Below are 24,383 nucleotides of genomic sequence, written 5' to 3'. Positions count from 1 at the left end.
TTAGCTGTTCTATTTTCACCTGTTTAACCAATTGGTTTCCAATGGAGATGGCCCCAATTCCGGTCGTTGTATTTGCTGCTGTTCGCAATATTTTGTCGATATTCGACATCCCGAGGTGAATACTATGGCGGCCTACAGCTTATCGTTTGTCAACAATACCAATCATTCCGGAAACTACACTATCTTTCAAAAGTCTCCGCAGACGGCGGAGGGCGCAAGTGTCGCCTGGGCGACAAGGCTTCCATCCATGCCGACATCAGTCGACTGGAGCCAGTCCTACACTTTCAACGATGCGCCGGTCGGTGGTGCTCAGATGCCCGCTACGATAAAGCCGCCCCTGCAACAGAACGCGGGCGGCACCTATGCTTATGATATCTCCGGCAATAGCCAGACATGGGAAACCACGGACGGCACGACGCTCTACTTTTGATCGGCAACGCCATCGCCGGGAGGTAATCTTCCGACGATGCGATTGATCCAGCTTCGCGGGGTCGGCACGGCTGCTGTTCGCGACCGGGCTCTTGGAATGCCAGAAATGCCGTCACGCCTCCAGCGCCAGCACGGCAAAGCTCGCCAGCCAATGTTCGCCCATGTAGTCCCCGGCGACATGGGCAAGGGCGGCCTCCAGGTGGCGGTCGGCCGCCGCGTTCATGATCGTGCGGCGGGCGTCCGTCTCCGCAACGGATATCGCCAACGAGCGCCAGCACCAGGCGCGCGACAGGTTCAGCCCGTCGAGATGGGCGATCTTGCCGTCGGAGCGATCGGATACGGTGACTGGCACGAACAGGGTCTTTGGCTCGCATTGCATCAGGTTGGGCATGAAATGGGTGAACCACTCGGAAAACTCGGCTTCAGGTATGAGGCTGCGCATGCATTCCGCCTCGATCAGCGTCGAGGATAGGAAATCGTCGCCGGACGGCTCGCCCCAGGCCGGGCAATTCGCATCCTTCCCATACCAGCGCCGCGCGGTGGTCCGCAGCAGATCGTTGAGTGCTTTGTCCTCGACGGCCTCGCCATAGTCGGTCGCGAGCCTGAGCGCGAAGGCGGTGTTGTAATGCGTGCCGACGCGCACCGGATAGGTTGCGAGCGGCAGGAATTCGCAAAAGCGCCCTACGATCCGGTCTGTCAGTGGCCGCAGGGTCCGGGCGAAACTGCGGTCTTCGGCCGCCTCCAGTTCCGCGGCCAGTTTCAGCAGCCAGCCCCAGCCATAGGGCCGCTCGAAGCCGCGATTCATCGGGCGATCGAAGGTGGCGCATTCGCCCGCGATGCTCTCGCCGGTCAGCCGGCGGGTGAGCAGCGCGCGGATCGCCTCGGCCGATGGCATGTCGGGAAAACGGTTGAGCAACCGGACCAGCATCCAGTAGCCGTGCACGCAGGAATGCCAGTCGAAGCTGCCGAAGAAGACAGGATGGCTTTCACGAGGCGAGCGAAGGTCCGTCGCTGCGGCAAGCACATGACCGGGCTTGTGCGGATACTCCCGCTCGACATGGCCAAGGGCGATCCGCGCGAAGCGGTCGGCGGTTGCGCCATCAAGCTTAATCGTCATCGCCGCCGCCTTCCCCGGTTTCCGGCTCGAAGGCGTCGCCCCAGTCGGCGCGCCGGGCTGCCTTGAACACGGCGCCATCGCGGCGGCTGACGGTCAGTTCCTCGGCCCGACCATCGGCGAGACAGAGCTTCAGCCTGGCAAGTCCGCTGGAGGTGCGCGGCGGCGCCAGCACCCGGGCGGACGGTGGCGCGGCGGCATGGCGCGAGGCGGCGATGAAGATGTATTTTTCGTCTTCCCACGGCACCTCGGCGCCCTTGGAAAGGCGGTGGACCCGGGAACGCGCGACCCGACGGGAAAAGTGGCACCAATCGGGTGCGGTGATCGGACAGGTCTGCGCGTGCGGACATGGCGCCACGACCTGGGCGCCCGCGTCGATCAGCGTCTGCCGCGCCGCAAGGATGCGCCGCCATCCGGCGGGCGTACCCGGTTCGACGATGACGATGGTGTGAGCGGTCAGATCCCAGAGCCGCTGGACGACAGTGGGTATGGCCGTCTCGGCGATCTCGTCCAGCACATAGGCGAGCGTGACCAGGTCGGCCGGTTCCAGTTGCGGGACGGTGCCTGTGACGTCGCCGGCGAGCCACTCGCTTGCCACGTTCGAGTGCTTCGCCAGCGCCGCGCCGACCGATCGGATGGCGGGGCTTGCCTCGACGAGCGTGGCACGATCCAGTTCCGGCCAGGCATCGGTGGCTGCCCAGAGCACAGTGCCGGGTCCGGCGCCGAAATCGAGAAGGCTCGCTGGTTCGAAATCGGGGGACGCCTCCTCGACCATCGAAAGCGCAGCGCGCACGGCGGCAAAAGTCGCCGGCAGGCGGGTGGCGAGATAGGCCTTGGCGGCCAGTTCGCCATCGAGATGAAATTTTCCGTCGCGCACTTCTCGACGATAGCGGTCGGAGAGTTTTTCGCTGGCACGGGCCAGGCGCTCGATCGGCTCATGCGCCAGCATCTGCTCGACGGCGGCTCTGAGCGGGGCGGGGAGTTCCATGGGTCCCGTCCTCTTCCATCACCGTCCAGGGTTCAGAATTCCACCGCTTCGACGCGCTTGTCGATGAAGCGCAGGCCGACGTCGCCGGAAATGAGCTTCAGGGCGACATCGCCGAACAGTTCGCGCCGCCAGCCATGCATGGCCGGAACGTCGGCCTTTTCGCCCTCGGCGGCAATCTTTTCCAAGTCCTCGCTGTTGGCGATCACCTTGGATGCGACGCCATGCTTTTCCGAGGTGAGACGCAGCAGGACCTTCAAGAGTTCGACGGCCGCCTGTGCGCCTTCGGGGGCGTGGCTGTGGCGATGGATATGCGGCATGTCCGTCTTCGGCAGGGCGAGTGCGGTATTGACCTGTTCGATGATCGCCGCACCCGAAGCCGAGCGTTCCCAACCCTTGGGGATGGTGCGCAGGCGCCCCAACGCTTCCGTGTCTTTCGGCTGCTGCTGGGCGATTTCATAGATCGCGTCGTCTTTCAGCACGCGGGAGCGTGGTACGTTACGGTTGCGTGCCTCGCGTTCTCGCCAGGCGGCGACATATTGCATGACGGCCAGTTCCTGCGGCTTGCGCAGCCGCATCTTCAGCCGCTGCCAGGCGTCGTCCGGATGCAGGTCATAGGTCTCACGGGATTCGAGGATGGCCATTTCCTCGGTCAGCCAGCCGGCGCGACCCTCGCGGTCCAGCTCTTCCTTGAGCTTCAGATAGACGTCGCGCAGATGGGTGACATCAGCCAGCGCATAGTCGAGCTGTTTTTCCGACAGCGGCCTGCGGCTCCAGTCGGTAAAGCGCGAGGTCTTGTCGATGTGGACGTTCTTCACCTTCTGCACCAGCTGGTCATACGAGACGCTGTCCCCGAATCCGCAGACCATGGCCGCGACCTGGGTGTCGAAGATCGGATGCGGGATCAGGTTGCCAAGGTGGAAAACAATTTCGATGTCCTGCCGCGCGGCATGAAAGACCTTGATCACCGAGGTGTCGGCCATCAGCGCAAAGAAAGGCGCGAGGTCGAGGCCCTTGGCCAGCGGATCGACGATCACTTCGAGATCGGGGCTGGCCATCTGGATCAGGCAGAGTTCCGGCCAGAACGTCGTTTCCCGCAGGAACTCGGTGTCGATGGTGATGAAATCCGATTGGGCCAGCTTGAGGCAGGCTTCTTCTAATGCGGCTGTGGTCTCGATCATTGGGGCTCAGTCATAAAATAGAGTGGATCAACCTTAGTTCCCCTTTCGACCCGCGATGTCAATATCATCGGCCCCGCTGTGCGCCCTCGCAAAGCATCGCAATACCGCTTTCCGCTTTTCTCGATAGGTCAGTCCGGATCTACGCTGGCGATCCCACGCGCTTTGCGCACCTCGGCAATGTTGGCGCGGTGAACCGCTTCATACGGCTCGAAATAGACAATATGCCCGGCGGCGATGTCGTCGGCCACGAAGTCGCGAAGGGAAAGGTTGGCGAGTGCGGGGTCTTCGGCGCGATCGATCAACCGCTGCAGGTAGTGGCGATTGGCGTCGATGAGGCTGGGCTCATAGCCACCGGAGGCGATCCGTTCGCGCGCGCCGTGATCGGGCAGGATGCGACGGATCGGTAGGGTCTTCAGCCGGTTCAACTCGGCGATATGGATGGCGATATGCTCGGGCTCGGAAACATAGGTTATCGTGTCCTCCAGCGTGTCCCCGGCCAGCAGGATGCCCTCGTCCGGCAGAAAGAGCACGGTGCCGTCGGCGCTGTGAATGTTGAATTGCAGAAGCTCGATCGTACGCTCGCCGAGCGTCAGGGTCATCTGCCGGTCGAACAGCCGGTTTGGCATGACCACGGGATTGATCGGCGGCGTCTTGCGGGCAAGGGTTTTGATGTTCGCCACCAGCGTCTTTGCCGTCAAGCGGTTGGCGATGATCTCGCAATCGGCAAAAATCGCATTGCCGGCGATGTGGTCAGTGTGCCAGTGGCTGAGCACGAGGCGCATGCTGGTGACGCCCAAGCCTACGAGATGGTCGCGCACCGCCCTGGCATGGTCGAGCGAGGTGTGGCTGTCGTAGAGGATCGCCTCATGGTCGGCGACCAGCGCATAGGTGGCGATGCCGAGCGAATAGGCGCCGTCGTCGAGCCAGTTCTTTTCTTCGGAACAGAGTCGCTTTCCGGCGATCCGACCGTCGTAATAGGCATAGAGGCCCGGATAGGGCTCGAGCACGGTCATTGTGGCGGCAAGATTGGTGGGCAAGGCTTGGCTCCTTGTGGCGTCTGCGCTGATGCATGATGGAACGCCGAGACTATTGCACCCCGCGCGACGCGTTGCCAGCCGTCAACGGCGTCGTGGGCCCAGACGATCCGCAGCAATGCCAATCAGCCGCAGCCTTACTCGCCCTTGTCGGACGGCGGTGCGGCGAGCTTGTTGAAGAAAGTCGACGTGCGCAGCAGGTTGCGGAAGCCCATGCGCCGCTCCGAGGCCGGCACGCCTTCGCGCACCATCATGCGGCTCAGCGTATAGGCCATGAAGCCGAAAAGCACGACGACCATATAGATGAACAGCGCCTGCGGCCCGAACAGGTCGAGCATGAAGGAGGCAAACAGCGGCCCGATCACCGCGCCGATGGACCAGAAGAACAGGGTGCCGGCCGAAACCAAGGCATGCTGGCCGGGCGCGGCATGGTCGTTGGCATGAGCGGAACAGAGAGAATAGAGCGGCATTGCAAAGGCACCGAAGGCGAATATGCCGGCGAAATTCAGCCAGGCATTGGTGCCGGCGAAAAAGGCGAGGAACAGTCCGGCGGCAAAGGCGCCGAAGGTGGCGATCAGGATGATCAACCGGCGGTCGAGCTTGTCCGAATAGTGCCCGAGCGGATATTGCAACACGACCCCGGCGAAGATGCCGACGCTCATGAAGGTGGCGATCGCCGTCACCGACATGCCTATTCCGTCGGCATAGATCGGGCCGAGCGAGCGGAAGCTCGAGTTGGTGAGCCCGACGACGATACAACCGACGGTGGCCAGCGGCGACACCTTCCACAGCACGCGGATGTCGAAGCGCACGTCTTCCGGCGCATCCGGGCTGGAGCGATCGGTCAGCGAGATTGGCACCAGCGACAGAGTGAGCGCCATGGAAATGATGACGAACAGTTCGAACCCGCCGATGCCGACCGCCGGGATTGCATATTGGGCAAGCGTGACGGCGCCGAGATCGACGAAGCGATAGACCGACAGGGTCCTTGCACGGTTCGAATTGGTGACTTTGGCATTCAGCCAGCTTTCCACCACGGCGAACAGTCCTGCAAAGCAGATGCCCTGGACGAGGCGCATGAGGAACCAGGAGGTCGGGTCGATGAACAGCAGCATCAGGATCGAGGCGGCTGAAGCGATGGCGGCGAGCGCCGAGAACGTGCGGATGTGGCCGGTCGCGCGGATCAGCCGGGTGACGTAGATGCAGCCGATGGCAAAGCCGATATTGTAGCCGGTGCCGACCACGCCGATCATCGAGGTCGAAAAGCCCTCCTCGAGTGCGCGCAGCGAGATGAACGTGCCCTGCAACCCGTTTCCGCCGATCAGGATGCCGGCAGTGATGAGCAGCGGGATGAGCGGACGCAGCGGCGACATGGAGGCCTATCTGGGCTAACGGAAGCACGACTCGGGATCCTCCCGGGTGTCAGTAATCTTGTATCTGTGGTCGGGTGTTGAAAACAGTTCATGTCGTGAATGCAGCCATCACGAAAATCGATTGACTCCAGTGGTTGCCGGGTGCCGGCAGCGCCTTCAGCCTTGACAAATCGGGCGTGTCATGCGCTTGTCCGCGCGATTTAAAGCCCAAGATTCCGTGCCCTTGCCGGATACCCTTCAAAGAATATGCAGGATAAAACCATGCACCGTTACCGCAGCCACACCTGTGCCGCACTTCGCAAGTCCGATGTCGGCTCCACCGTCCGGCTTTCCGGCTGGGTTCATCGCGTTCGTGACCATGGCGGCGTGCTCTTCATCGACCTGCGTGACCACTACGGCATCACCCAGGTGGTGGCCGATCCGGACAGCCCGGCCTTCAAGCTGGCCGAGACTGTGCGCGGCGAATGGGTGATCCGCATCGACGGCTTGGTTAAGGCCCGTACCGATGACACCATCAACAAGACCATGCCAACAGGCGAGATCGAACTCTACGCCCAGGAAATCGAAGTTCTCTCGGCCGCCAAGGAACTGCCGCTGCCGGTTTTCGGCGAGCCGGATTATCCGGAAGACGTCCGCCTCAAGTATCGCTTCCTCGATCTGCGCCGCGAGACGCTGCACAAGAACATCGTAAAGCGCACCCAGATCATCTCCGACATGCGTCGCCGGATGGGCGATATCGGTTTTGGGGAATACACCACGCCGATCCTGTCGGCATCGTCGCCAGAAGGCGCACGCGACTTCCTCGTTCCGAGCCGTATCCATGAAGGCCAGTTTTTTGCCCTGCCGCAGGCACCGCAGGTGTATAAGCAGCTTCTGATGGTTGCCGGTTTCGACCGCTACTTCCAGATTGCACCTTGCTTCCGCGACGAAGACCCGCGGGCCGACCGTCTGCCGGGCGAGTTCTACCAACTCGACATGGAAATGAGTTTCGTCACGCAGGAAGACATCTGGGAAACCATCGAGCCGGTCATGACTCAGGTGTTCGAGCAGTTTGCCGAAGGCAAGCCGGTGACCCAGAACTGGCCGCGCATCCCCTATGACGTCGCGATCCGCAAGTATGGCTCCGACAAGCCAGACCTGCGCAACCCTATCGAAATGCAGGCCGTGACGGAGCACTTCGCCGGTTCCGGCTTCAAGGTGTTCGCCAACATGATCGCCTCGAACCCGAAGGTCGAGGTCTGGGCGATCCCGGCCAAGACCGGTGGTTCGCGCGCCTTCTGCGACCGTATGAACGCCTGGGCCCAGTCGACCGGCCAGCCGGGCCTCGGTTATATCTTCTGGCGCCAGGAAGGCGCCGTGCTCGAAGGCGCCGGCCCGCTCGCCAAGAACATCGGCGAGGAGCGCACTGAGGCGATCCGCACGCAGCTCGGTCTGGAAGAAGGCGACGCCTGCTTCTTCGTTGCCGGCGATCCGGCGAAGTTCTACAAGTTTGCCGGGGAAGCCCGCACCCGCGCCGGCGAGGAACTGAATCTCGTCGACCGCGACCGTTTCGAGCTGTGCTGGATCGTCGACTTCCCATTCTACGAATGGAACGAAGATGAAAAGAAGGTCGACTTCGCCCACAACCCCTTTTCGATGCCGCAGGGTGGTCTGGAGGCGCTCGAAAGCCAGGATCCGCTGTCGCTCAAGGCCTATCAGTACGATGCGGTCTGCAACGGCTTCGAAATCGCCTCCGGTTCGATCCGTAACCAGTCGCCGGAACTGATGGTCAAGGCCTTCGAAAAGGTGGGCCTCAGCCAGACCGACGTTGAAGAGCGCTTCGGCGGCCTCTATCGCGCCTTCCAGTATGGTGCACCTCCGCACGGTGGTTGCGCCTTCGGGATCGACCGCGTGGTCATGCTGCTCGTCGGCGCGAAGAACCTGCGCGAAATCTCGCTGTTCCCGATGAACCAGCAAGCCCAGGACTTGCTGATGAACGCCCCGTCGCCGGCAACCCCGACGCAGCTGCGCGAACTGGCGCTACGCGTCGTGCCGCAGCCTAAGAAGGACTGATCGGCCCTTTGACCTGTAGTCTTCCGAAAACCCCGGTCGTAGTTTGCGGCCGGGGTTTTCTATGATCGTTCAAGGGGTTGCTTGCGGGTTTTGAATCAGGACGGCAGGGCGTTGTCGAGGAAGTACCACTGGTCGAGATGGGCGAGAACGACCGGCTCGATCACCGCATTCAACAGTCTGATGTCTTCCGCCAGCCGCTCTCCTGGCTTTTCCTCTGGCGGCAACTTGAATGGCGGCAGCGCATAGGCGTCGAAGCGGAAGCCGTCGCCCGTGCGCACATTGTACCAGGGGCAGATCGTCGCCCCGGTCATCCGCGCCAGGCGAATGGTCAGGGCAATATTGCCTTCCAGATGCGGCTCTCGGCCGAACAGCGGTCCGCGGATCTTGCCGGCAAAGGCCTCGTCAGCAAAGACCGAGACGACCCCACCCTTCTTGAGCAGGCTGACCGCCGGGCGAATGCCCTGCATGCCGGGCGGAATGAAGCGAAGGCCGGTCTTGCTGCGGACCCGCTCGGCGATCCAGGCCTTGGCCCGCTCGACCGGCGGAACGTAGAATGTATAGGGCTGTACGCCGATCTGCCGCAGGATGATGGGGCCGATTTCCCAATTGCCGAGATGCATGCCGACGATGATGATCGGGCCGGCCTTGGCCGCATCCTGGATATATTCCGGATTGTGCAGCACCATGCGCTCCGGCTGCCGGGCGATGCGGTTGACCACCGAAAACTCGGTCATCAGCCGGCCTTGTGCCTTGCAGTTCTCGATGTAGAGCGCTTCGCGCTGGGCCTCGCTCATGTGCGGGCAGAGCTGGGCAATTGTCGCCCGCGCCCGTTTCTGCGCCACCTTGTGATAACGGGGCAGGGCGAAGACGCCGAGGCGGGCGCCGAAGTTGGAACAGACATCCATCGGCATCAGCTTCATGCCATAATGGCCGGCAAGATGCAGGCCGTTCCACACATTGTCGGTCAGCCAGTATTTGACGAAAGCCTTGCGCCTCTTGCCGCCTGCCACGAAATCGGCAAAACCCGGCGCATCGGGCCGGCTGAACCGCCAGGCCTTGCGCTTGGCGATGTCCGGTTTTGCGCTTGCCGCTGCCAGTTTGGCGGGCGTCTCCTGCTCACTCATCGGCTCGAAGTCCCCCGGCGATGCAGGGTCACCGGCAAGCCCCCCTTGGGCCGCAGTGTCAGGCGGCAATGCGGTTCGACCTTGTGGCCTTGGCGAAGCCTCAGGCTGAACTTCTGCGCCAGGATGGCGAGGCACAGGACGGCTTCTGTCTGGCCGAAATGCTGGCCGGGGCAGACGCGCGGTCCGCTGGCGAAGGGAATATAGCTGTAGGGCTTTGGCCGATTGCCGCCCAGGAATCGTTCCGGCTTGAAGTGGTGGGGCTTGTCGAACAGGCTCGGCGTCCGGTGCAGCAGCCACGGCACGATCAAGACAAGCGAGGCGGGCGAAATGTCGACATCGCCGATCCGGTCCTTCTCCTTGGCCTGGCGGGCAAGGATCGGCACCGGCGGGTACAGCCGGAGCGTTTCCTCGATCACGGCGCCGCACCAGTCGAGCTTCGGCACGTCGTCGATGGTCGGCACGCGGTCGCCGCAGACGCGGGCGATCTCGTCCTGTATTTCCTTCTCGACCCAGGTCGCCTGCGACAGCAGGTACCAGGCCCAGGTGAGGGTGGCCGCCGTCGTTTCATGGCCTGCCATGAAGATGGTTGCCGCCTCGTTGCGCAGCGCCACCATGTCGAGGTTGAGGTCGGGGTTGCGCTGCTGGCGGCGGATCAGCAGTTCGACCATGGAATTGTGGTCGCCATGGCCGGCGAGGTGGTCCTCGACGACCTTGTCGATGATGCGGTGGATACGCTTGACCGATCGGCGGAGCGAGGGCGTCCGCACGACCGGTAGGCCTTCGTCAAAGCCGATGAAATAGCCGAGATTAACCGAATCGATCAGCGACTGGTAGCTGGAGAAGCTGTCCGTGATGGCATCGGCGCTTTCGCGGCCGAGCTGGTTGCCGAATACGCTGCGGGAGATGATCTCGGCGGTCAGCCCGGCCATTTCGTGCAGCACGTTGACCTCGGCGCCGTCTGGCATGGAATTCCAGCGTTCGACCATCTCGCTCGCCGTCTTTTCCATTACCGGGCCGAAGGCTGGCACGCGGTTGCGGTGAACGATGTCGTTGACCAGCGAACGACGCTGCTTCCAGGTTTCGCCATCGGAAATGAACAGGCCGTCGCCCAGCAGATATTCGAGCGCACGCCGCATCTGCGGCGATTTGCGCTCGAAGTTCTCGTGCCGATTGACGACGACATGGCGGATCAGATCGGGCGAGTTCACCAGGACGATCTGTCGGCCCAGAATACTGATTGAACTGACCTTCTCCTTGAAGTCACCGATCCGCCAGACGGACAGGAAGTCGGTTCGTGCCTGCAAAAGCAAGCTGAGAGGCCGATTGGGTTTGCCGTCATAATAGTCGGCATGGGCCGGCTCGAAGTCGTGTCCTTCGAGTTTTTCGGAGATGGTGACGGGGCGTTGCAGCCATTCGAGCATGGTGTTCCGTTCCGCAAAGTGAGCCGTTGTGGCGCTAAATCCCGTGGGCTAGCCTTAGCGCAAGTTGCGCGCCGGTCAATCCTCATGCACGGGGTATACTGTCGCGCCCGGACAGGCCGGCCGGGCGCGGAGATTGTTTTCCGCGAGTTTCAATCGTTCGCAGAGACGGAGACGCCGAGCAATTCCGGCACGCTTTCCGGAGCGCCCATGGCAGCGCCCATGATCATCGGGAAGGGGACGTCCTTCTCCGGCTCCGCGGTGATGGTGATGTTCTGCGGATCGTCGATGAAGGTGTTGACGGCTTCGGAGATTTCATTCTGGAGGGCGCCGAGCCTGGCCTGGGCCAGCAGGATCGGAAGCAGGCCCTTGACCATCTGGGCCATCTGTTCGCCGGTCGAGCCCTGCTGCTTGCCGGCATAGTCGAGACCGCGCTTGGTGATGCCGGCGTCCTCGAAGCTGATCTGAGCGCTCTTGAAGGACATCTGCTGCATCAGTCCGAACATGGCGATGCCGGCGGCCTGCTGGGCCTGCTCGTTTTGCGGGTCCGCCTGCATGGTGCGGGCCGTTTCCTGCAACTGCTTGACCAGATCCAGCGTGTAGCCGCTAAGCGCGAAGGACAGGGAGAGGCGGCCGATGTCGGCGAAGTCGAAGGCATATTCCTCGAGATCGATCGTGCCGCTCGCCGGTTCCCAGCTGCCGCTGACGCTGACTTCACCGTTGACGGTCTGCAGGCCGAGCGCGTTGATCGCATCCTTGCTTGTCGCATCCTCGAGGCTGGTGAGATCGGCGTTGATGCCGCTCACGCTACCCTCGAAAGAAAGAGAACTCTCGTCTTCCGAGAGCGTCACGGTGCCGCTCGCTTCTTTGATTGCGAACACCTGCTTGCCGTCTGTCGTCACCGTGATCGGCCCGCTATGGGCTTCTTCATAGACCATCATCGAGGAAAGGCCTTCGCTCGCCGTGTTGCCTGGCACACGCACACCTGCCAGATAGAGATCCTTGACGTTGAGGCTGTTCTTTTCTTCGGTGACATTGATCTCGGGAAATTCGATGCGGTCGACGTGATAGGCACCGCCGTCTTCCTCTGTCACGTCCTGCAGCGTGAGGTTGCCGAGCATATACGATTTTCTGTGCGGTCCGGTGGCGGTGAAGGTCGTGCCCTTGAGCACAACGTCGTTGCCGTTGACCTCGATCGATTCGGCCTTCAGGACGCCGCTGCCGGCGGCATAGGCGGCATTGATCTTTGCGAGGAGATCCTGGCCATCGAGGGCGAAGGCCTGGCCGGACAAAATGGCGAACGCGGCGCTCGCCAGCAGGAGTTTTTTGGAGTGATATCGGGTCATGAAGCATCCTTTCATCGGATTGGAAGAACTCTGGGCGCGGCACACTTGTCCCGAACCTTATATGGACAGGCAAGAAAACTTCCACTGCTTTCCTGAGGTCGCGGCGGTTCGCTCATCGGACCGTGGCCTTTGTCACACTCCAGGTAATCCACAGCCAGAATGCCGGGATTCCTTGCTGTTCACGGTGTTCTCGTCTAGTTGAGAGCCATGGGGAAAAGTCTTATTCCGCCCGGTGACGGCGGCGACCACATACAACCGATCGATCTGAAGGCGGCGCTCGAGGAGCGTTATCTCGCCTATGCCTTGTCGACGATCATGCACCGGGCGCTGCCCGACGTGCGCGACGGGCTGAAGCCGGTGCATCGGCGCATCATCCACGCGATGAGCGAGATGGGCATCCGCCCGAACTCGGCCTTCAAGAAATGCGCCCGTATTGTCGGTGACGTCATCGGTAAGTTCCACCCGCACGGCGACCAGTCGGTTTACGACGCGCTGGTGCGTCTGGCTCAGGATTTCTCCCAGCGTTATCCGGTCGTCGACGGGCAGGGCAATTTCGGCAATATCGACGGCGACTCGGCTGCGGCCTACCGATATACCGAAGCGCGCATGACTGACGTCGCGGCGTTGCTGCTCGAAGGCATCGATCAGGATGCGGTCGACTTCCGCCCGACCTATAACGAGGAAGACGACGAGCCGGTCGTTCTCCCAGGTGCCTTCCCGAACCTGCTGGCGAACGGTGCCTCTGGTATCGCCGTGGGCATGGCGACGTCGATCCCGCCGCACAATGCGCACGAGATCTGCGATGCGGCGCTCTACATGATCAAGAATCCCGGCGCGACCGTCGAGGAATTGCTGGCCGATCCCGCCAATCCGCAGAAGGGTGGCATAGAGGGGCCGGACTTCCCGACCGGCGGCATCGTGGTCGAAAGCCGCGAGAGCATGATCGAGACCTACCGCACGGGTCGCGGCGGTTTCCGCGTCCGCGCTCGGTGGGAAACGGAAGATCTCGGCCGCGGCGGCTACCAGATTGTCATCACGCAGATCCCGTTCCAGGTGCAGAAGTCGCGCCTGATCGAGAAAATCGCCGAACTGCTGATCGCCCGTCGCCTGCCGCTGCTGGAGGACGTCCGGGACGAATCGGCCGAAGACGTCCGTGTCGTGCTCGTGCCAAAGAGCCGTACGGTCGATCCGACCATCCTGATGGAATCGCTGTTCAAGCTGACCGAGCTCGAGAGCCGCATCTCGCTCAACATGAACGTGCTGAGCCAGGGCAAGGTGCCGAGGGTGATGGCCCTCAACGAAGTGCTGTCCGAGTGGCTGGCGCATCGCAAGGACGTGCTCGTCCGGCGTTCGAAGTTCCGGCTGGCGGCGATCGACCGGCGTCTCGAGATTCTTGGCGGTCTGCTCATCGCCTATCTCAATCTCGACGAGGTGATCCGCATCATCCGCGAGGAGGACGAGCCGAAACCCTTCCTGATCGAGCGGTTCACGCTGACCGATAACCAGGCCGAAGCCATCCTCAACATGCGGCTCAGGAACTTGCGCAAGCTCGAAGAGTTCGAGATCCGCAAGGAGCATGAGGCCCTGTCGGCGGAAAAGGCGGAAATCGAGTCACTGCTCGCCTCTGACGACAAGCAGTGGCAGACGGTTTCCTGGGAGATCGGCGAGGTCAAGAAGAAGTATGCCAAGGCGACCGAACTCGGCCGGCGCCGGACCACCTTCTCCAATGCCCCGGTCGCGGATGTCGAGGCGATCCAGCAGGCGATGATCGAGAAGGAGCCGATCACCGTCGTCATCTCCGAAAAGGGCTGGATCCGTGCGTTGAAGGGGCACATGTCGGACACGGCTAGCCTCACCTTCAAGGAAGGCGACGCGCTGCGTGTCGCGTTCCCGGCGCAGACCACCGACAAGATCCTGCTCATCACCACGGGCGGCAAGGTCTACACGCTGGGCGGAGACAAGCTGCCGGGCGGACGCGGCCACGGCGAGCCACTTCGCATCATGATTGATATGGAGAATGATCAGGATGTGCTGACTGCCTTTGTCCATGATCCGAACCGGAAGCTTCTGATCGCCTCGACCGCCGGAAACGGCTTCATCGTCGCCGAAAACGAGATCGTCGCCAATACCCGCAAGGGCAAGCAGGTGATGAATGTCGGCATGCCGGACGAGACAAAACTCGTGGTGCCGGTCTCGGGCGACCATGTCGCAGTGGTCGGCGAGAACCGCAAGATGGTGGTCTTCCCCCTGGAGCAGGTCCCGGAAATGACGCGCGGCAAGGGCGTTCGCCTGCAGCGCTACAAGGATGGCGGCATTGCCGACATAAAGTGCTTTGCCATGGCCGACGGCCTGACCTGGGAGGACAGCGCGGCCCGCGTCTTCACCAAGAACAAGGACGAACTGATCGAATGGCTGGGCGACCGCGCAGCCGCCGGCCGAACAGTGCCGAAGGGTTTCCCGCGAAGCGGCAAGTTCTCCGGCTGATCCCGATCGGATCAGGAAAGCGCGACGGTGTGATCCTTGAGGAAGCGCGTCGCGCTGGCTCACGAAATTGATCACGGTCAACGCGGTGTCGTCTTGCCGCTCTATGCTCTCCTGCGGATATTCAGGAGACAGCCAATGCTGACACGGCGCGGGATACTGACAGGTGGTGCGGCGATCATGGCCGTTGGCGGGGCGGGTGCGATGCTGTCAATGAGACTGGCGTCCGATCGCTACACTAGCTTCGCCAGGCAGTTGCGAGAACCGCTGAAGCCATCAGCTGCGTCCCGCGATCTCATCCGCTACGCCACCCTTGCCGCCAGCGGGCACAACACCCAGCCTTGGCTGTTTCGCGAGAGCGCGCAAGCCATCGCGGTCGTGCCGGATTTTACGCGACGCACGCCGGTCGTCGATCCGGATGATCATCACCTCTATGTCAGCCTCGGATGCGCGATCGAGAATCTGGCGATCGCAGCAAGAGCGACGGGTCGATCCGGCGAAGTGGCGGTCGAGGGTGAGGGCGGTGCGACCTTTTCCTTCTCCCAGCAGCCCGGCACGACCGATCCGACAGTCGCTGAACTGTTTCAGGCCATTCCCTTGCGCCAGTCAACCCGCAGTGAATATGACGGAAGACCGGTGACCTCCGATCATCTCGAAAGGCTGTCGAACAGCGCCGCGATCGAGGGTGTTGACGTCGTTCTTCTCACGGAGCGGTCGACCATCGATCAGGTGCGCGACATCGTCATCGCCGGCAACGATCTCCAGATGGCCGACTCCGCGTTCTTGCGGGAGTTGAAGGACTGGCTGCGATTCAGTCCGTCCGCGGCGATGAAGAGGGGCGACGGGCTCTATGCGCCGGCAAGCGGCAATCCCCCATTGCCCGAATGGCTCGGGCCCATCGCCTTTGATCTGGCGTTCAAACCCGCCAGCGAAGCCGACAAATACGCGCGTCACATGGATAGCTCGGCCGGTGTCGCGGTTTTTGCTGCGAGGAACGAAGGGCCGGCTGGCTGGATCGCCGTGGGTCGCGCCTGCCAGCGCTTCTGCCTGACTACCACCGTGCTCGGCCTGAAGACCGCCTTCGTCAACCAGCCGGTCGAAGTGGCGGAATTGCGGGATGACATGGCCGCACTGGCGGGCTTCGGTGCGCGAAGGACAGATATCGTCCTGCGCTTCGGTCGTGCGCCGGCAATGCCCTATTCGCCGCGCCGTCCGGTGGATACCGTACTCACCACCTGACGTTTAGGCTCGCAGGCGAAGGCCATGATTTCATGGCGTCATTCCGGGTCCGAACGGTCAACATCGCTCGGCTGGTATCGTTCCCATCCCTGATTGGTCAAATGCTCCTGCGGTTGGAAGCGTTTCTTGTAGTCCATCTTGTGCGAACCTCTGACCCAGTAACCGAGATAGACATGCGGCAGGCCGAGCGTCTTGGCGCGCTTGACATGGTCGAGCACCATCAATGTCCCGAGCGATCGCTTGACCATCGCCGGATTGAAGAAGGAATAGACCATGGACAGGCCGTCGCTCATCAGGTCGGAGAGCGCCACAGCAATCAGTTCGCCCTTGGGCTGGAGGTTGAGGCCGTCGCCCGGGCTTCGCAGCCGGTACTCGATCACCCGTGTCTGGACATGCGTATCCTCGACCATGATGGCATAGTCGAGCGCCGACATGTCGGACATGCCGCCCTGCTGATGACGGTGATCGAGGTAGGTACGGAACAGTGAGAATTGCTCGGTCGAGGGCTGGGTGGGAAAAACGGTCGACACGACGTCGCGATTCTCTGCCTGCACGCGCCTGAAGGAGCGGGTCGGCTCGAACTCGTCCACCAGAATGCGGACCGATACACAGGCGCGGCAGCCCTCGCAGGCGGGACGGTAGGCGATGTTCTGCGACCGGCGGAATCCGCCTTGGGTCAGCAGGTCGTTCATTTCTGTGGCGCGCGGCCCGACAAGATGGGTGAAGACCTTTCGCTCCATTTCGCCCGCCAGATATGGGCACGGCGCCGGGGCAGTGAGGTAGAATTGCGGAGAAGGGGAAGCTTGGGTGTTCATCGTCCGCCGATCGGAAGCCTTTCGCCACGAATTATCATAATAGCATGGCGCAAGATTGGAAAACGTCAACACTGCTCCGCCGACGAGGACGCCGACGGTGGAAAGCCGCCCATTTGCCTGCCCTTGACGGGACGGCGATCGGTCGGCTGCAAGCGGATCAGGCCGTCCGGATTATGGCGGTCCCGATCAGGAGGTCGTGCACCAGGCGCGACCGCTCGGTAAACAGGCCGGCGAGCAGGATGAACGGAGTTGCAACCGAGTTGAGGATCCAGAACAAGGCCAGGTGAGCGATTGCCAAAACGAAATCGATCCGTCGGCCGTCCAGCCGAACCATGGCAATGCCCATGGCCTTCATGCCGGGCGTGGCTTGCGAGGCGCCCGCGAGCGACATACCGAAATATAGGCCGGCGACAATGAAGAAGAGGATCGGGTAAAGCAGGAAACCGAGCCCCAACGTCAGCACGCCAACGAAGAATACCAGAACGGCTGCGGGGACCCAGAGTGCCGCGACGATCAGGTAGTCGATGAGGAAAGCGAAGATGCGGCGCGAAAGCACGCCACTATAGGCGCGCCAGTCGTCCGGTGCGGCGTAAATCGGATTCGGATCGAGGGTCATCGTCGGCTCCCGCATTTGTTTCGGAGTATGGATATGGGGAGAAAGCGAAGAAATACAATCCGACCGGCCCGATCCTCACCCCTGTTTGGCCAGATATTTTGCGACATCCATGGCAAAATAGCTTAGGATGCCGTCACATCCCGCGCGCTTGAAGCATAGGAGCGTCTCGAGCATGGCCCGTTCGCCATCGATCCAGCCATTGGCGGCCGCAGCCTTGATCTGCGCGTATTCGCCTGACACCTGATAGGCAAAGACCGGCAGCCCGAAGGCTTCCTTCATGCGCCAGCAGATGTCGAGATAGGGCAGGCCTGGCTTTACCATCAGCATGTCAGCGCCTTCCTCTACGTCGAGGGCCGCGTCGCGCATCGCTTCTGTGCCGTTGGCAGGGTCGATATAGTAGCTTTTCTTGTCACCTTTCAGGAGTCCGCCGGTGGAGATCGCCTCGCGATAGGGGCCGTAATAGCAAGAGGCGAACTTGGTGGCGTAGGACATGATGCCGACCGAATGGTGGCCGGCGGCGTCCAGGCCGCGGCGGATCGCGCCGATCCGGCCGTCCATCATGTCGGAGGGCGCGATGATGTCGGAACCGGCATCGGCCTGCAGCACGGCAGCGCGGACGATCTGGTCGACGGTCTCGTCGTTGGCGATCTCGTTGCCGCGCAGGATGCCATCATGGCCGTGGCTGGTGAACGGATCGAGCGCTACATCGGTTATCACGCCGATGTTCGGCACGGCCTTCTTGATCGCCGCAGTGGTGCGATTGATGAGGTTGTTGGCTGCGAGGATTTGCGAGCCCGTCTCGTCGCGCAAGTGCATTTCCACGTTGGGAAAGGTGGCCAGCGCGGGTATGCCGAGATCGGCCGCTTCCTTGGCCGCTTCGACGACCTTGTCGACGGTCAAGCGGTTGACGCCCGGCATGGCCGCGATCGGTTCGACGATGTTTTCGCCCGGAATGATGAAGATCGGCCAGATCAGATCGTCGACGGTCAGGCGGTTTTCCTGCACGAGGCGGCGCGTCCAGTCGGCCTTGCGGATGCGGCGCATCCGACGGTGACCGGTGATGTCGTCGACCAGATGTGTCTTGTCCTGCATGGCGGAGTCCTCGTTCGTGTCTCGTGAGTAGCGGCTGGATAGCACTTACGGCAGGGATTGCCAAAGCGGAAGACGACGCTTGGTCGCGGCGGTGGCTGGCGGGGAGATGGTGCTTGCGGGTATCCTCGCCCAATGGAACCTGATTCTCAAAGTGCGCCCAAGCGCAATCTGACGGAAATTCTGTTCGTGGTATTTCTGCGGATGGTCGCAATCTCCTGCCTTTGGTTCGCATTGCAATATTGGGCCATGCTCGTCGGCTATTCGCTCGGCGGCCGGGCACGCTTCGACCTGCTCGAGCTGCCCTGGAAGGTCGCCGGCAGTAGCCTCGCCGTCCTCTTCCCGGTTGCTGCCCTTGGCCTTTGGATGGCTGCATCCTGGGGAGCGGTCATCTGGGCGATCGGCGCGGGAGCACAGGTCCTCATGTACTGGCTTTGGTCTGACATCTTCGGGCACAACCAACTGGCGATCACGATGCACGCGCTTGTCGCTCTCGTGTACGTGGTGTTCCGCTTGGCGCTCTGGCTCGAAATGCGCCACAAGGGCGAGGAGATAAGGGTTGATTTACCCTGATCGCAGGTGCGCGTTCAGTAAGCCTCTGTTAAGCCTGCGTTTTAAATAGAATTTTATGCGCATTGGATACGGTCCTCATTAAGGCGGGAGAAAACAACAGCCGCCACCAAACAGTGAGGCAGACCGACATGAACACCAAGATGAAGCCGCAGCCGGCAACGCTCGATCCCCAGGAAGGCGCGATCCGGAATCTCTATCTCGAATCCCTGCATCTCGTTGAACGTCTCCACCGCCGTCTTCTCGACGTCATCAAGGACGAATTCGAACGTCAGGGTCGCAACGACGTCAATGCCATCCAGGCGCTGCTCCTTTTCAATATCGGCAATTCCGAGCTGACCGCCGGCGAACTGCGCTCGCGTGGCTACTATCTCGGCTCCAACGTTTCCTACAACGTCAAGAAGCTTGTTGATCTCGGCTTCATCAACCACCAGCGCTCACGCATCGACCGACGCTCGGTCCGCATCAGCCTGACCGACGCTGGCCAGGAAGTCGCCGAGACCGTTGCCAAGCTCTACGAGCGCCACATCGGCTCGATCCAGAAGGTCGGCGGCATCGGTTCCGACGAGTTCACCCAGATGAACAAGCTGCTGCAGCGGCTTGACCGCTTCTGGAACGACAGCATCATGTATCGTCTCTAATCCACGAGAGAGCTGTTTCTGCTGTATTTCCTCCAGTCATACGGCAGCACGAGATGGCGTCAGGCGGCAGCAATGCCACCGTGGCGCCTGCTCGCGTTGTGAGCGGCCGAACAACCGGGGCGAACGTTTCCACCCCCCTAAGCGCGCCTGGATTTCTGTCCCTACATGACATGTTCGTGAACCGGATCAGGGTTCCCGAGTCACGAATTGGCCATATTGATATGTGACCCGCCATGCATGCAAAAGCTGCAGTCCTTCGGGGCTGGAGGCCGCTGTTTGTCACGGCGAAGGGCGTTCATCGTCCCTTTGTTAACCATGCTGCCCTAAAGAATGGCATGGATTGTTCAATCTGGAAAACGGTAGGAAAAATGTCGAATAAGTCTGGAATCGTTGCCTTGTCGCGCCGCGCCCTCCTTACAGGTGCCGCAGCAGCTGGTGCCGCAGCCATTGCCGGCCACGCCGCCGCCCAGACCGCCATTGACGATCTGATCAGTGCACCGAAGCGGGGCAATTGGGATGACCAGTTCGACGCCAAGGCATCGCGCACTGCGGCTGCGGTAACCTCCAATACGCCGATGCTGAGCGCCAACAACTTTATCTACATTCAGCAGGCCATTACCGAGTACCAGACGATCGTCGCAAACGGTGGCTGGCCGCAGGTCAATCCATCGGTCAAGCTCAAGATCGGCGCGATTGATCCGTCGGTGCAGCAGCTGCGCCAGCGCCTGATGATCTCGGGTGACCTGCCGCGCTCCGCGGGCATGTCCAACTCGTTCGATTCCTATGTCGATGGCGCCGTGAAGCGCTTCCAGGCCCGCCACGGATTGCCCCAGGACGGCGTGCTTGGCGAATTCACCTTGAAGGCGCTTAACGTTCCGGCCGATACGCGATTGATGCAGTTGAACGTCAACCAGCAGCGGCTGCAGGACATGATGAACAAGCAGTTCGAGCGCCGCTATGTCGTGGTCAATATCCCGGCCGCCTACGTCGAGGCTGTTGAGGACGACCGGGTCGCTCTGCGCAACACGGCGATCGTCGGCTCGATTTCGCGTCCGTCGCCGACCCTTGATTTAAAGATTCATGAAGTCATCTTGAACCCCTATTGGACCGCCCCGCGCTCGATCATCCAAAAGGATATCATGCCGCTGATGCGCAAGGATCCGACCTATCTGTCTCGTAACGCAATCCGTTTGATCGATGGAAGCGGTAACGAGGTGGCTCCGGAGACCATCGACTGGAATGCGGAAAAGGCGCCGAACCTGATGTTCCGTCAGGACCCGGGCAAGATCAATGCGATGTCTTCGACCAAGCTGAACTTCCACAACAGCCATGCGGTCTACATGCACGATACGCCGCAGCAAGGGCTATTCAACAAGCTTATGCGCTTCGAGTCGTCGGGCTGTGTGCGTGTTCAGAACGTGCGCGACCTTGTCGTGTGGCTGCTGAAGAATACACCCGGCTGGAGCCGCCAGGAGATCGAACGCGTGATTGCGACCCGCCTCAACACGCCGATATTGTTGACGGACGTAGTTGGCGTGCACTGGGTTTACATCACGGCCTGGTCGTCTATGGACAACATCGTTCAGTTCCGCGATGACATTTATGCCGTGGACGGCAATGCACAGCTTGCGCTCCAGACCAATATCGGCGTCGAAACGTCGGCCGGTTCGGTCGAGGATGATATCCTGCCGCAGTAAATGAACGTAAAGGCGCGACCGCCCCGAGGGTGGTTGCGCTGGAATACAGGCGGCGGCGAATCCGGCGTGTCGCCGCCTCTTTTGTATGCTCTCCTTGGCGCCGCCTGCCTTGCAGGAGAGACCTGACGTACGATGTGAGGGCCGCAGCGCTGTTTGATGCGCAAATGTCGCGTCCCGTATTGCCCTTGCCGAGACGGAGCGCTAAGACCCCTTGGCATCAACCGTCAGGAGCCCACAGTCATGTCGAACACCGATGCCTTCTTTTCCCGTACGCTTGCCGACACCGATCCGGAAATCTTCGGCGCGATCGAGAAGGAACTGGGTCGCCAGCGTCACGAGATCGAGCTGATCGCCTCGGAAAACATCGTGTCGCGCGCCGTTCTCGAGGCGCAGGGCTCGATCATGACCAACAAGTATGCCGAGGGCTATCCGGGCAAGCGCTATTACGGCGGCTGCCAGTTCGTCGACATCGCCGAGGAACTGGCGATCGAGCGCGCCAAGAAGCTGTTCGGCGTCAACTTCGCCAACGTCCAGCCGAACTCGGGCTCGCAGATGAACCAGGCCGTGTTCCTGGCACTCTTGCAGCCGGGCGACACCTTCATGGGCCTTGATCTCAACTCGGGCGGTCACCTGACGCATGGTTCGCCGGTCAACATGTCCGGCAAATGGTTCAACGTCGTCTCCTACGGCGTTCGCGAAGGCGACAACTTGCTGGACATGGACGCGGTTGCCGAAAGCGCCCGCAAGCACAAGCCGAAGCTCATCATCGCCGGCGGCACCGCCTATTCCCGCATCTGGGACTGGAAGCGCTTCCGCGAGATCGCCGATGAAGTCGGCGCCTGGCTGATGGTCGACATGGCCCACATCGCCGGCCTGGTCGCCGGCAACCAGCATCCGTCGCCGTTCCCGCATTGCCACGTCGCCACCACCACGACCCACAAGTCGCTGCGTGGTCCGCGCGGCGGCATGATCCTCACCAATGACGAAGATCTGGCGAAGAAGTTCAACTCGGCCGTCTTCCCCGGTCTCCAGGGCGGTCCGCTGATGCACGTCATCGCCGCCAAGGCGGTCGCCTTCGGCGAAGCGCTGCAGCCGGAGTTCCAGGACTACGCCGCCCAGATCGTCAAGAACGCCAAGGCGCTGTCCGAGACGCTGGTTGCCGGCGGCCTCGACATCGTTTCGGGCGGCACCGACAACCATCTGATGCTCGTCGACCTTCGCAAGAAGAACGCCACCGGCAAGCGTGCGGAAGCCGCCCTCGGCCGCGCCTACGTCACCTGCAACAAGAATGGCATCCCCTTCGATCCGGAAAAGCCCTTCGTCACCTCCGGGGTACGCCTCGGCACGCCGGCCGGTACGACCCGCGGCTTCAAGGAAGCCGAGTTCAAGGAAATCGGCAACCTCATTGTCGAAGTCCTTGACGGCCTGAAAGTCGCCAATTCCGATGAGGGCAACGCCGTTGTCGAGGCAGCGGTGCGCGAGAAGGTGATCAAGCTCACCGAGCGCTTCCCGATGTATCCATACATGTAAGGAAAGTGCATGCGCTGCCCGTTCTGCGGTTCGGAAGACACTCAGGTCAAGGATTCGCGCCCGGCGGAGGATAATACCTCCATCCGCCGGCGGCGCATCTGCCCGGACTGCGGCGGACGGTTCACCACTTTCGAGCGCGTTCAACTGCGTGAACTGATGGTGGTCAAGAAGACGGGCCGCAAGGTCCTGTTCGACCGCAACAAGCTGGTGCGTTCCTTCCAGATCGCACTGAGAAAGCGGCCGGTCGACAATGAGCGTATCGAGCGCGCGGTATCCGGTATCGTCCGCCGTCTGGAAAGCTCTGGCGAGTCGGAAATCTCCTCGGAAGAGATAGGGATCCAGGTGCTTGAGGCGCTGAAAAGCCTCGACGATGTGGGCTTCGTGCGCTACGCCTCGGTCTATCGCGACTTCTCCCATGCCGAGGATTTCGAGAACGTCATCGCTGAGATCAACGCCAAGATCTCTCGCGATAGCGGCGTGGAGTGAACCATGCCCGGAGCGGCAGATGACGCGCGCTTCATGGCGGAGGCCATCGAACTGTCCCTGCGTCACCTTGGGCAAACGGGTACCAATCCCTCAGTCGGCTGCCTGATCGTCAAGGACGGTGTAATCGTCGGCCGTGGTGTTACCGCCAAGGGTGGCCGGCCGCATGCCGAGCCGCAGGCGCTGGCCGAAGCAGGCGAACAGGCGAGGGGGGCGACCGCCTATGTCAGCCTTGAGCCCTGTTCACATCACGGCAAGACCCCACCATGCGCCGACGCATTTATCGCGGCGGGTATCGCCCGCGCTGTCGTTGCGGTCACCGATCCGGACGAGCGCGTGTCGGGCCGGGGCCTTCGGATGTTGCAGGATGCCGGGATCGAGGTGACAATGGGAGTTCTCGAGGCCGAGGCTCGCCGGGCACTTGCGGGCTATCTCACCCGCCAGACGAAGGGCCGCCCCTATGTGATTCTAAAGCTCGCCGTTTCGGCCGACGGCATGATCGGCCGGAAGGGCAACGGCCAGGTGGCCATTACGGGACCACTCGCCCGACGTCAGGTGCAGCTTCTGCGGGCCGAGACAGATGCGATCCTTGTCGGCATCGGCACTGCACGGGCCGATGATCCCGAGCTCACCGTTCGTCTCGAAGGGCTGGAACAACGCTCTCCGGTCCGTATCGTTCTCGACCGCGATCTGGCTCTGCCATTAACTTCGAAGCTCGTGCAAACAGCGCGGGATATTCCGCTGATCGTTGTCTGCGATGCGCCGCAAGTGGCCGTATCTAGAAGCGGCGAAGGCGGGCAAGGCGTCGACGCTCTGGCGACGCGACGAGCAGCGCTTGCGGCGAGGGGCGTGGAGGTGCTGGAAGCGTCGAATCTCGAGAGCCTGCTTTTCGCCCTCGCCAGTCGGGGCATTTCGTCGCTCGTCGTCGAGGGCGGGGCGCGCGTTGCCGCCGATTTCCTCGCCGCTGATCTTGTCGATGAGATCCAGTTCTACCGAGGTGATGTGGTCGTGGGCGACGACGGAATCGCCGCGCCCGTGACACTGGAATCAATTCCGCCGGCATTCCGTGCCCTGCACTCGTTACGCTTCGGACCGGATCGACTGGATGTCTTTGAACGAGCTTGATGCGTCAAAAATAAAGAGCCCGGCTACGTCGACAGCCGGGC

General features: G+C 61.8%; 21 protein-coding genes. 10 read left to right on the top strand and 11 right to left on the bottom strand.

What is annotated here, in order from left to right; translation table 11 throughout:
• Nucleotides 1–124: 124 nt before the first annotated feature.
• The gene (locus tag ACWPVA_RS09730) at nt 125–430 is read left to right on the top strand and encodes a hypothetical protein (protein WP_454287487.1); all 306 of its coding nucleotides are present in this window, start codon (nt 125–127) and stop codon (nt 428–430) included.
• Between the two features lie 111 nt (nt 431–541).
• Here ACWPVA_RS09730 and ACWPVA_RS09725 read toward each other — a convergent pair whose 3' ends face one another.
• From ACWPVA_RS09725 to ACWPVA_RS09705, 5 genes are all read right to left on the bottom strand, one after another.
• Nucleotides 542–1,546: a DUF2891 domain-containing protein gene (locus tag ACWPVA_RS09725; RefSeq protein WP_454287486.1), complete on the bottom strand. Its 1,005-nt coding sequence runs from the start codon at nt 1,544–1,546 to the stop codon at nt 542–544.
• Complete coding sequence (locus ACWPVA_RS09720) at nt 1,536–2,531, bottom strand: small ribosomal subunit Rsm22 family protein (protein WP_454287485.1); 996 nt, start codon at nt 2,529–2,531, stop codon at nt 1,536–1,538. Before ACWPVA_RS09720 ends, ACWPVA_RS09725 begins: the two co-directional genes overlap by 11 nt.
• Before the next feature lie 32 nt (nt 2,532–2,563).
• On the bottom strand, nt 2,564–3,709 hold the full coding sequence (gene rnd / locus ACWPVA_RS09715) for a ribonuclease D (protein WP_454287484.1): 1,146 nt from the start codon (nt 3,707–3,709) through the stop codon (nt 2,564–2,566).
• 128 nt (nt 3,710–3,837) lie between these two features.
• Nucleotides 3,838–4,746, bottom strand: a complete 909-nt coding sequence (locus ACWPVA_RS09710) for an MBL fold metallo-hydrolase (protein ID WP_454287483.1) — start codon at nt 4,744–4,746, stop codon at nt 3,838–3,840.
• 134 nt (nt 4,747–4,880) lie between these two features.
• A complete protein-coding gene (locus ACWPVA_RS09705; protein WP_454287482.1) occupies nt 4,881–6,116 on the bottom strand; it encodes an MFS transporter in 1,236 nt (411 codons plus the stop codon).
• A gap of 261 nt (nt 6,117–6,377) precedes the next feature.
• Between ACWPVA_RS09705 and aspS the strand changes: the two genes are divergently transcribed.
• Nucleotides 6,378–8,168, top strand: coding sequence for an aspartate--tRNA ligase (gene aspS, locus ACWPVA_RS09700; protein WP_454287481.1), 1,791 nt, complete (start codon nt 6,378–6,380; stop codon nt 8,166–8,168).
• A gap of 95 nt (nt 8,169–8,263) precedes the next feature.
• Here aspS and ACWPVA_RS09695 read toward each other — a convergent pair whose 3' ends face one another.
• From ACWPVA_RS09695 to ACWPVA_RS09685, 3 genes are all read right to left on the bottom strand, one after another.
• Nucleotides 8,264–9,292 carry a lysophospholipid acyltransferase family protein gene (locus ACWPVA_RS09695; RefSeq protein ID WP_454287480.1) on the bottom strand — a complete coding sequence of 343 codons (1,029 nt, stop codon included), beginning with the start codon at nt 9,290–9,292 and terminating at the stop codon, nt 8,264–8,266.
• On the bottom strand, nt 9,289–10,713 hold the full coding sequence (locus ACWPVA_RS09690) for a cytochrome P450 (RefSeq protein WP_454287479.1): 1,425 nt from the start codon (nt 10,711–10,713) through the stop codon (nt 9,289–9,291). Before ACWPVA_RS09690 ends, ACWPVA_RS09695 begins: the two co-directional genes overlap by 4 nt.
• A gap of 149 nt (nt 10,714–10,862) precedes the next feature.
• Complete coding sequence (locus tag ACWPVA_RS09685) at nt 10,863–12,056, bottom strand: hypothetical protein (RefSeq protein ID WP_454287478.1); 1,194 nt, start codon at nt 12,054–12,056, stop codon at nt 10,863–10,865.
• 207 nt (nt 12,057–12,263) lie between these two features.
• On the opposite strand from ACWPVA_RS09685, the gene parC reads away from it, so the two are divergent.
• Both parC and ACWPVA_RS09675 read left to right on the top strand, forming a co-directional pair.
• Nucleotides 12,264–14,540 carry a DNA topoisomerase IV subunit A gene (gene parC, locus ACWPVA_RS09680; protein WP_454287477.1) on the top strand — a complete coding sequence of 759 codons (2,277 nt, stop codon included), beginning with the start codon at nt 12,264–12,266 and terminating at the stop codon, nt 14,538–14,540.
• Nucleotides 14,541–14,675: 135 nt separating this feature from the next.
• The gene (locus tag ACWPVA_RS09675; protein ID WP_454287476.1) at nt 14,676–15,776 is read left to right on the top strand and encodes an Acg family FMN-binding oxidoreductase; all 1,101 of its coding nucleotides are present in this window, start codon (nt 14,676–14,678) and stop codon (nt 15,774–15,776) included.
• A 38-nt stretch (nt 15,777–15,814) separates the two neighbouring features.
• Here ACWPVA_RS09675 and ACWPVA_RS09670 read toward each other — a convergent pair whose 3' ends face one another.
• The 3 genes from ACWPVA_RS09670 to hemB form a co-directional block, all read right to left on the bottom strand.
• Nucleotides 15,815–16,591: an arginyltransferase gene (locus ACWPVA_RS09670; protein ID WP_454287475.1), complete on the bottom strand. Its 777-nt coding sequence runs from the start codon at nt 16,589–16,591 to the stop codon at nt 15,815–15,817.
• A 157-nt stretch (nt 16,592–16,748) separates the two neighbouring features.
• Nucleotides 16,749–17,207: an RDD family protein gene (locus tag ACWPVA_RS09665; RefSeq protein ID WP_454287474.1), complete on the bottom strand. Its 459-nt coding sequence runs from the start codon at nt 17,205–17,207 to the stop codon at nt 16,749–16,751.
• 75 nt (nt 17,208–17,282) lie between these two features.
• On the bottom strand, nt 17,283–18,299 hold the full coding sequence (gene hemB / locus ACWPVA_RS09660; protein ID WP_454287473.1) for a porphobilinogen synthase: 1,017 nt from the start codon (nt 18,297–18,299) through the stop codon (nt 17,283–17,285).
• Between the two features lie 132 nt (nt 18,300–18,431).
• Between hemB and ACWPVA_RS09655 the strand changes: the two genes are divergently transcribed.
• The 6 genes from ACWPVA_RS09655 (at nt 18,432) to ribD (ending at nt 24,342) form a co-directional block, all read left to right on the top strand.
• Nucleotides 18,432–18,869, top strand: a complete 438-nt coding sequence (locus ACWPVA_RS09655) for a DUF6163 family protein (protein WP_454287472.1) — start codon at nt 18,432–18,434, stop codon at nt 18,867–18,869.
• 128 nt (nt 18,870–18,997) lie between these two features.
• Nucleotides 18,998–19,507 carry a transcriptional regulator LdtR gene (gene ldtR / locus ACWPVA_RS09650; RefSeq protein ID WP_454287471.1) on the top strand — a complete coding sequence of 170 codons (510 nt, stop codon included), beginning with the start codon at nt 18,998–19,000 and terminating at the stop codon, nt 19,505–19,507.
• A gap of 368 nt (nt 19,508–19,875) precedes the next feature.
• Nucleotides 19,876–21,204 carry a L,D-transpeptidase family protein gene (locus tag ACWPVA_RS09645; RefSeq protein ID WP_454287470.1) on the top strand — a complete coding sequence of 443 codons (1,329 nt, stop codon included), beginning with the start codon at nt 19,876–19,878 and terminating at the stop codon, nt 21,202–21,204.
• Nucleotides 21,205–21,444: 240 nt separating this feature from the next.
• Nucleotides 21,445–22,734 (top strand): serine hydroxymethyltransferase, encoded by a 1,290-nt coding sequence (glyA, locus tag ACWPVA_RS09640; protein ID WP_454287469.1) that lies wholly within the window; start codon nt 21,445–21,447, stop codon nt 22,732–22,734.
• Nucleotides 22,735–22,743: 9 nt separating this feature from the next.
• Entirely contained in the window at nt 22,744–23,220 is a 477-nt protein-coding gene (gene nrdR, locus ACWPVA_RS09635) for a transcriptional regulator NrdR (RefSeq protein ID WP_454287468.1), read from the top strand.
• A 3-nt stretch (nt 23,221–23,223) separates the two neighbouring features.
• Nucleotides 23,224–24,342 carry a bifunctional diaminohydroxyphosphoribosylaminopyrimidine deaminase/5-amino-6-(5-phosphoribosylamino)uracil reductase RibD gene (gene ribD / locus ACWPVA_RS09630; RefSeq protein WP_454287467.1) on the top strand — a complete coding sequence of 373 codons (1,119 nt, stop codon included), beginning with the start codon at nt 23,224–23,226 and terminating at the stop codon, nt 24,340–24,342.
• The last annotated feature ends 41 nt before the right edge of the window (nt 24,343–24,383 follow it).

The sequence above is a fragment of the Rhizobium arsenicireducens genome, assembly GCF_964021225.1.
Note: the sequence above shows the minus strand (reverse complement) of the source record. Positions and strands in the feature narration are given on the sequence as shown.

Excerpts from the sequence above, each read along its gene's own strand:
- ACWPVA_RS09730 (WP_454287487.1), top strand. The coding sequence starts at position 125 with ATGGCGGCCTACAGCTTATCGTTTGTCAACAATACCAATCATTCCGGA.
- ACWPVA_RS09725 (WP_454287486.1), bottom strand. The coding sequence starts at position 1,546 with ATGACGATTAAGCTTGATGGCGCAACCGCCGACCGCTTCGCGCGGATC.
- ACWPVA_RS09720 (WP_454287485.1), bottom strand. The coding sequence starts at position 2,531 with ATGGAACTCCCCGCCCCGCTCAGAGCCGCCGTCGAGCAGATGCTGGCG.
- rnd (WP_454287484.1), bottom strand. The coding sequence starts at position 3,709 with ATGATCGAGACCACAGCCGCATTAGAAGAAGCCTGCCTCAAGCTGGCC.
- ACWPVA_RS09705 (WP_454287482.1), bottom strand. The coding sequence starts at position 6,116 with ATGTCGCCGCTGCGTCCGCTCATCCCGCTGCTCATCACTGCCGGCATC.
- aspS (WP_454287481.1), top strand. The coding sequence starts at position 6,378 with ATGCACCGTTACCGCAGCCACACCTGTGCCGCACTTCGCAAGTCCGAT.
- ACWPVA_RS09695 (WP_454287480.1), bottom strand. The coding sequence starts at position 9,292 with ATGAGTGAGCAGGAGACGCCCGCCAAACTGGCAGCGGCAAGCGCAAAA.
- ACWPVA_RS09690 (WP_454287479.1), bottom strand. The coding sequence starts at position 10,713 with ATGCTCGAATGGCTGCAACGCCCCGTCACCATCTCCGAAAAACTCGAA.
- ACWPVA_RS09685 (WP_454287478.1), bottom strand. The coding sequence starts at position 12,056 with ATGACCCGATATCACTCCAAAAAACTCCTGCTGGCGAGCGCCGCGTTC.
- parC (WP_454287477.1), top strand. The coding sequence starts at position 12,264 with ATGGGGAAAAGTCTTATTCCGCCCGGTGACGGCGGCGACCACATACAA.
- ACWPVA_RS09675 (WP_454287476.1), top strand. The coding sequence starts at position 14,676 with ATGCTGACACGGCGCGGGATACTGACAGGTGGTGCGGCGATCATGGCC.
- ACWPVA_RS09670 (WP_454287475.1), bottom strand. The coding sequence starts at position 16,591 with ATGAACACCCAAGCTTCCCCTTCTCCGCAATTCTACCTCACTGCCCCG.
- ACWPVA_RS09665 (WP_454287474.1), bottom strand. The coding sequence starts at position 17,207 with ATGACCCTCGATCCGAATCCGATTTACGCCGCACCGGACGACTGGCGC.
- hemB (WP_454287473.1), bottom strand. The coding sequence starts at position 18,299 with ATGCAGGACAAGACACATCTGGTCGACGACATCACCGGTCACCGTCGG.
- ACWPVA_RS09655 (WP_454287472.1), top strand. The coding sequence starts at position 18,432 with ATGGAACCTGATTCTCAAAGTGCGCCCAAGCGCAATCTGACGGAAATT.
- ldtR (WP_454287471.1), top strand. The coding sequence starts at position 18,998 with ATGAACACCAAGATGAAGCCGCAGCCGGCAACGCTCGATCCCCAGGAA.
- ACWPVA_RS09645 (WP_454287470.1), top strand. The coding sequence starts at position 19,876 with ATGTCGAATAAGTCTGGAATCGTTGCCTTGTCGCGCCGCGCCCTCCTT.
- glyA (WP_454287469.1), top strand. The coding sequence starts at position 21,445 with ATGTCGAACACCGATGCCTTCTTTTCCCGTACGCTTGCCGACACCGAT.
- nrdR (WP_454287468.1), top strand. The coding sequence starts at position 22,744 with ATGCGCTGCCCGTTCTGCGGTTCGGAAGACACTCAGGTCAAGGATTCG.
- ribD (WP_454287467.1), top strand. The coding sequence starts at position 23,224 with ATGCCCGGAGCGGCAGATGACGCGCGCTTCATGGCGGAGGCCATCGAA.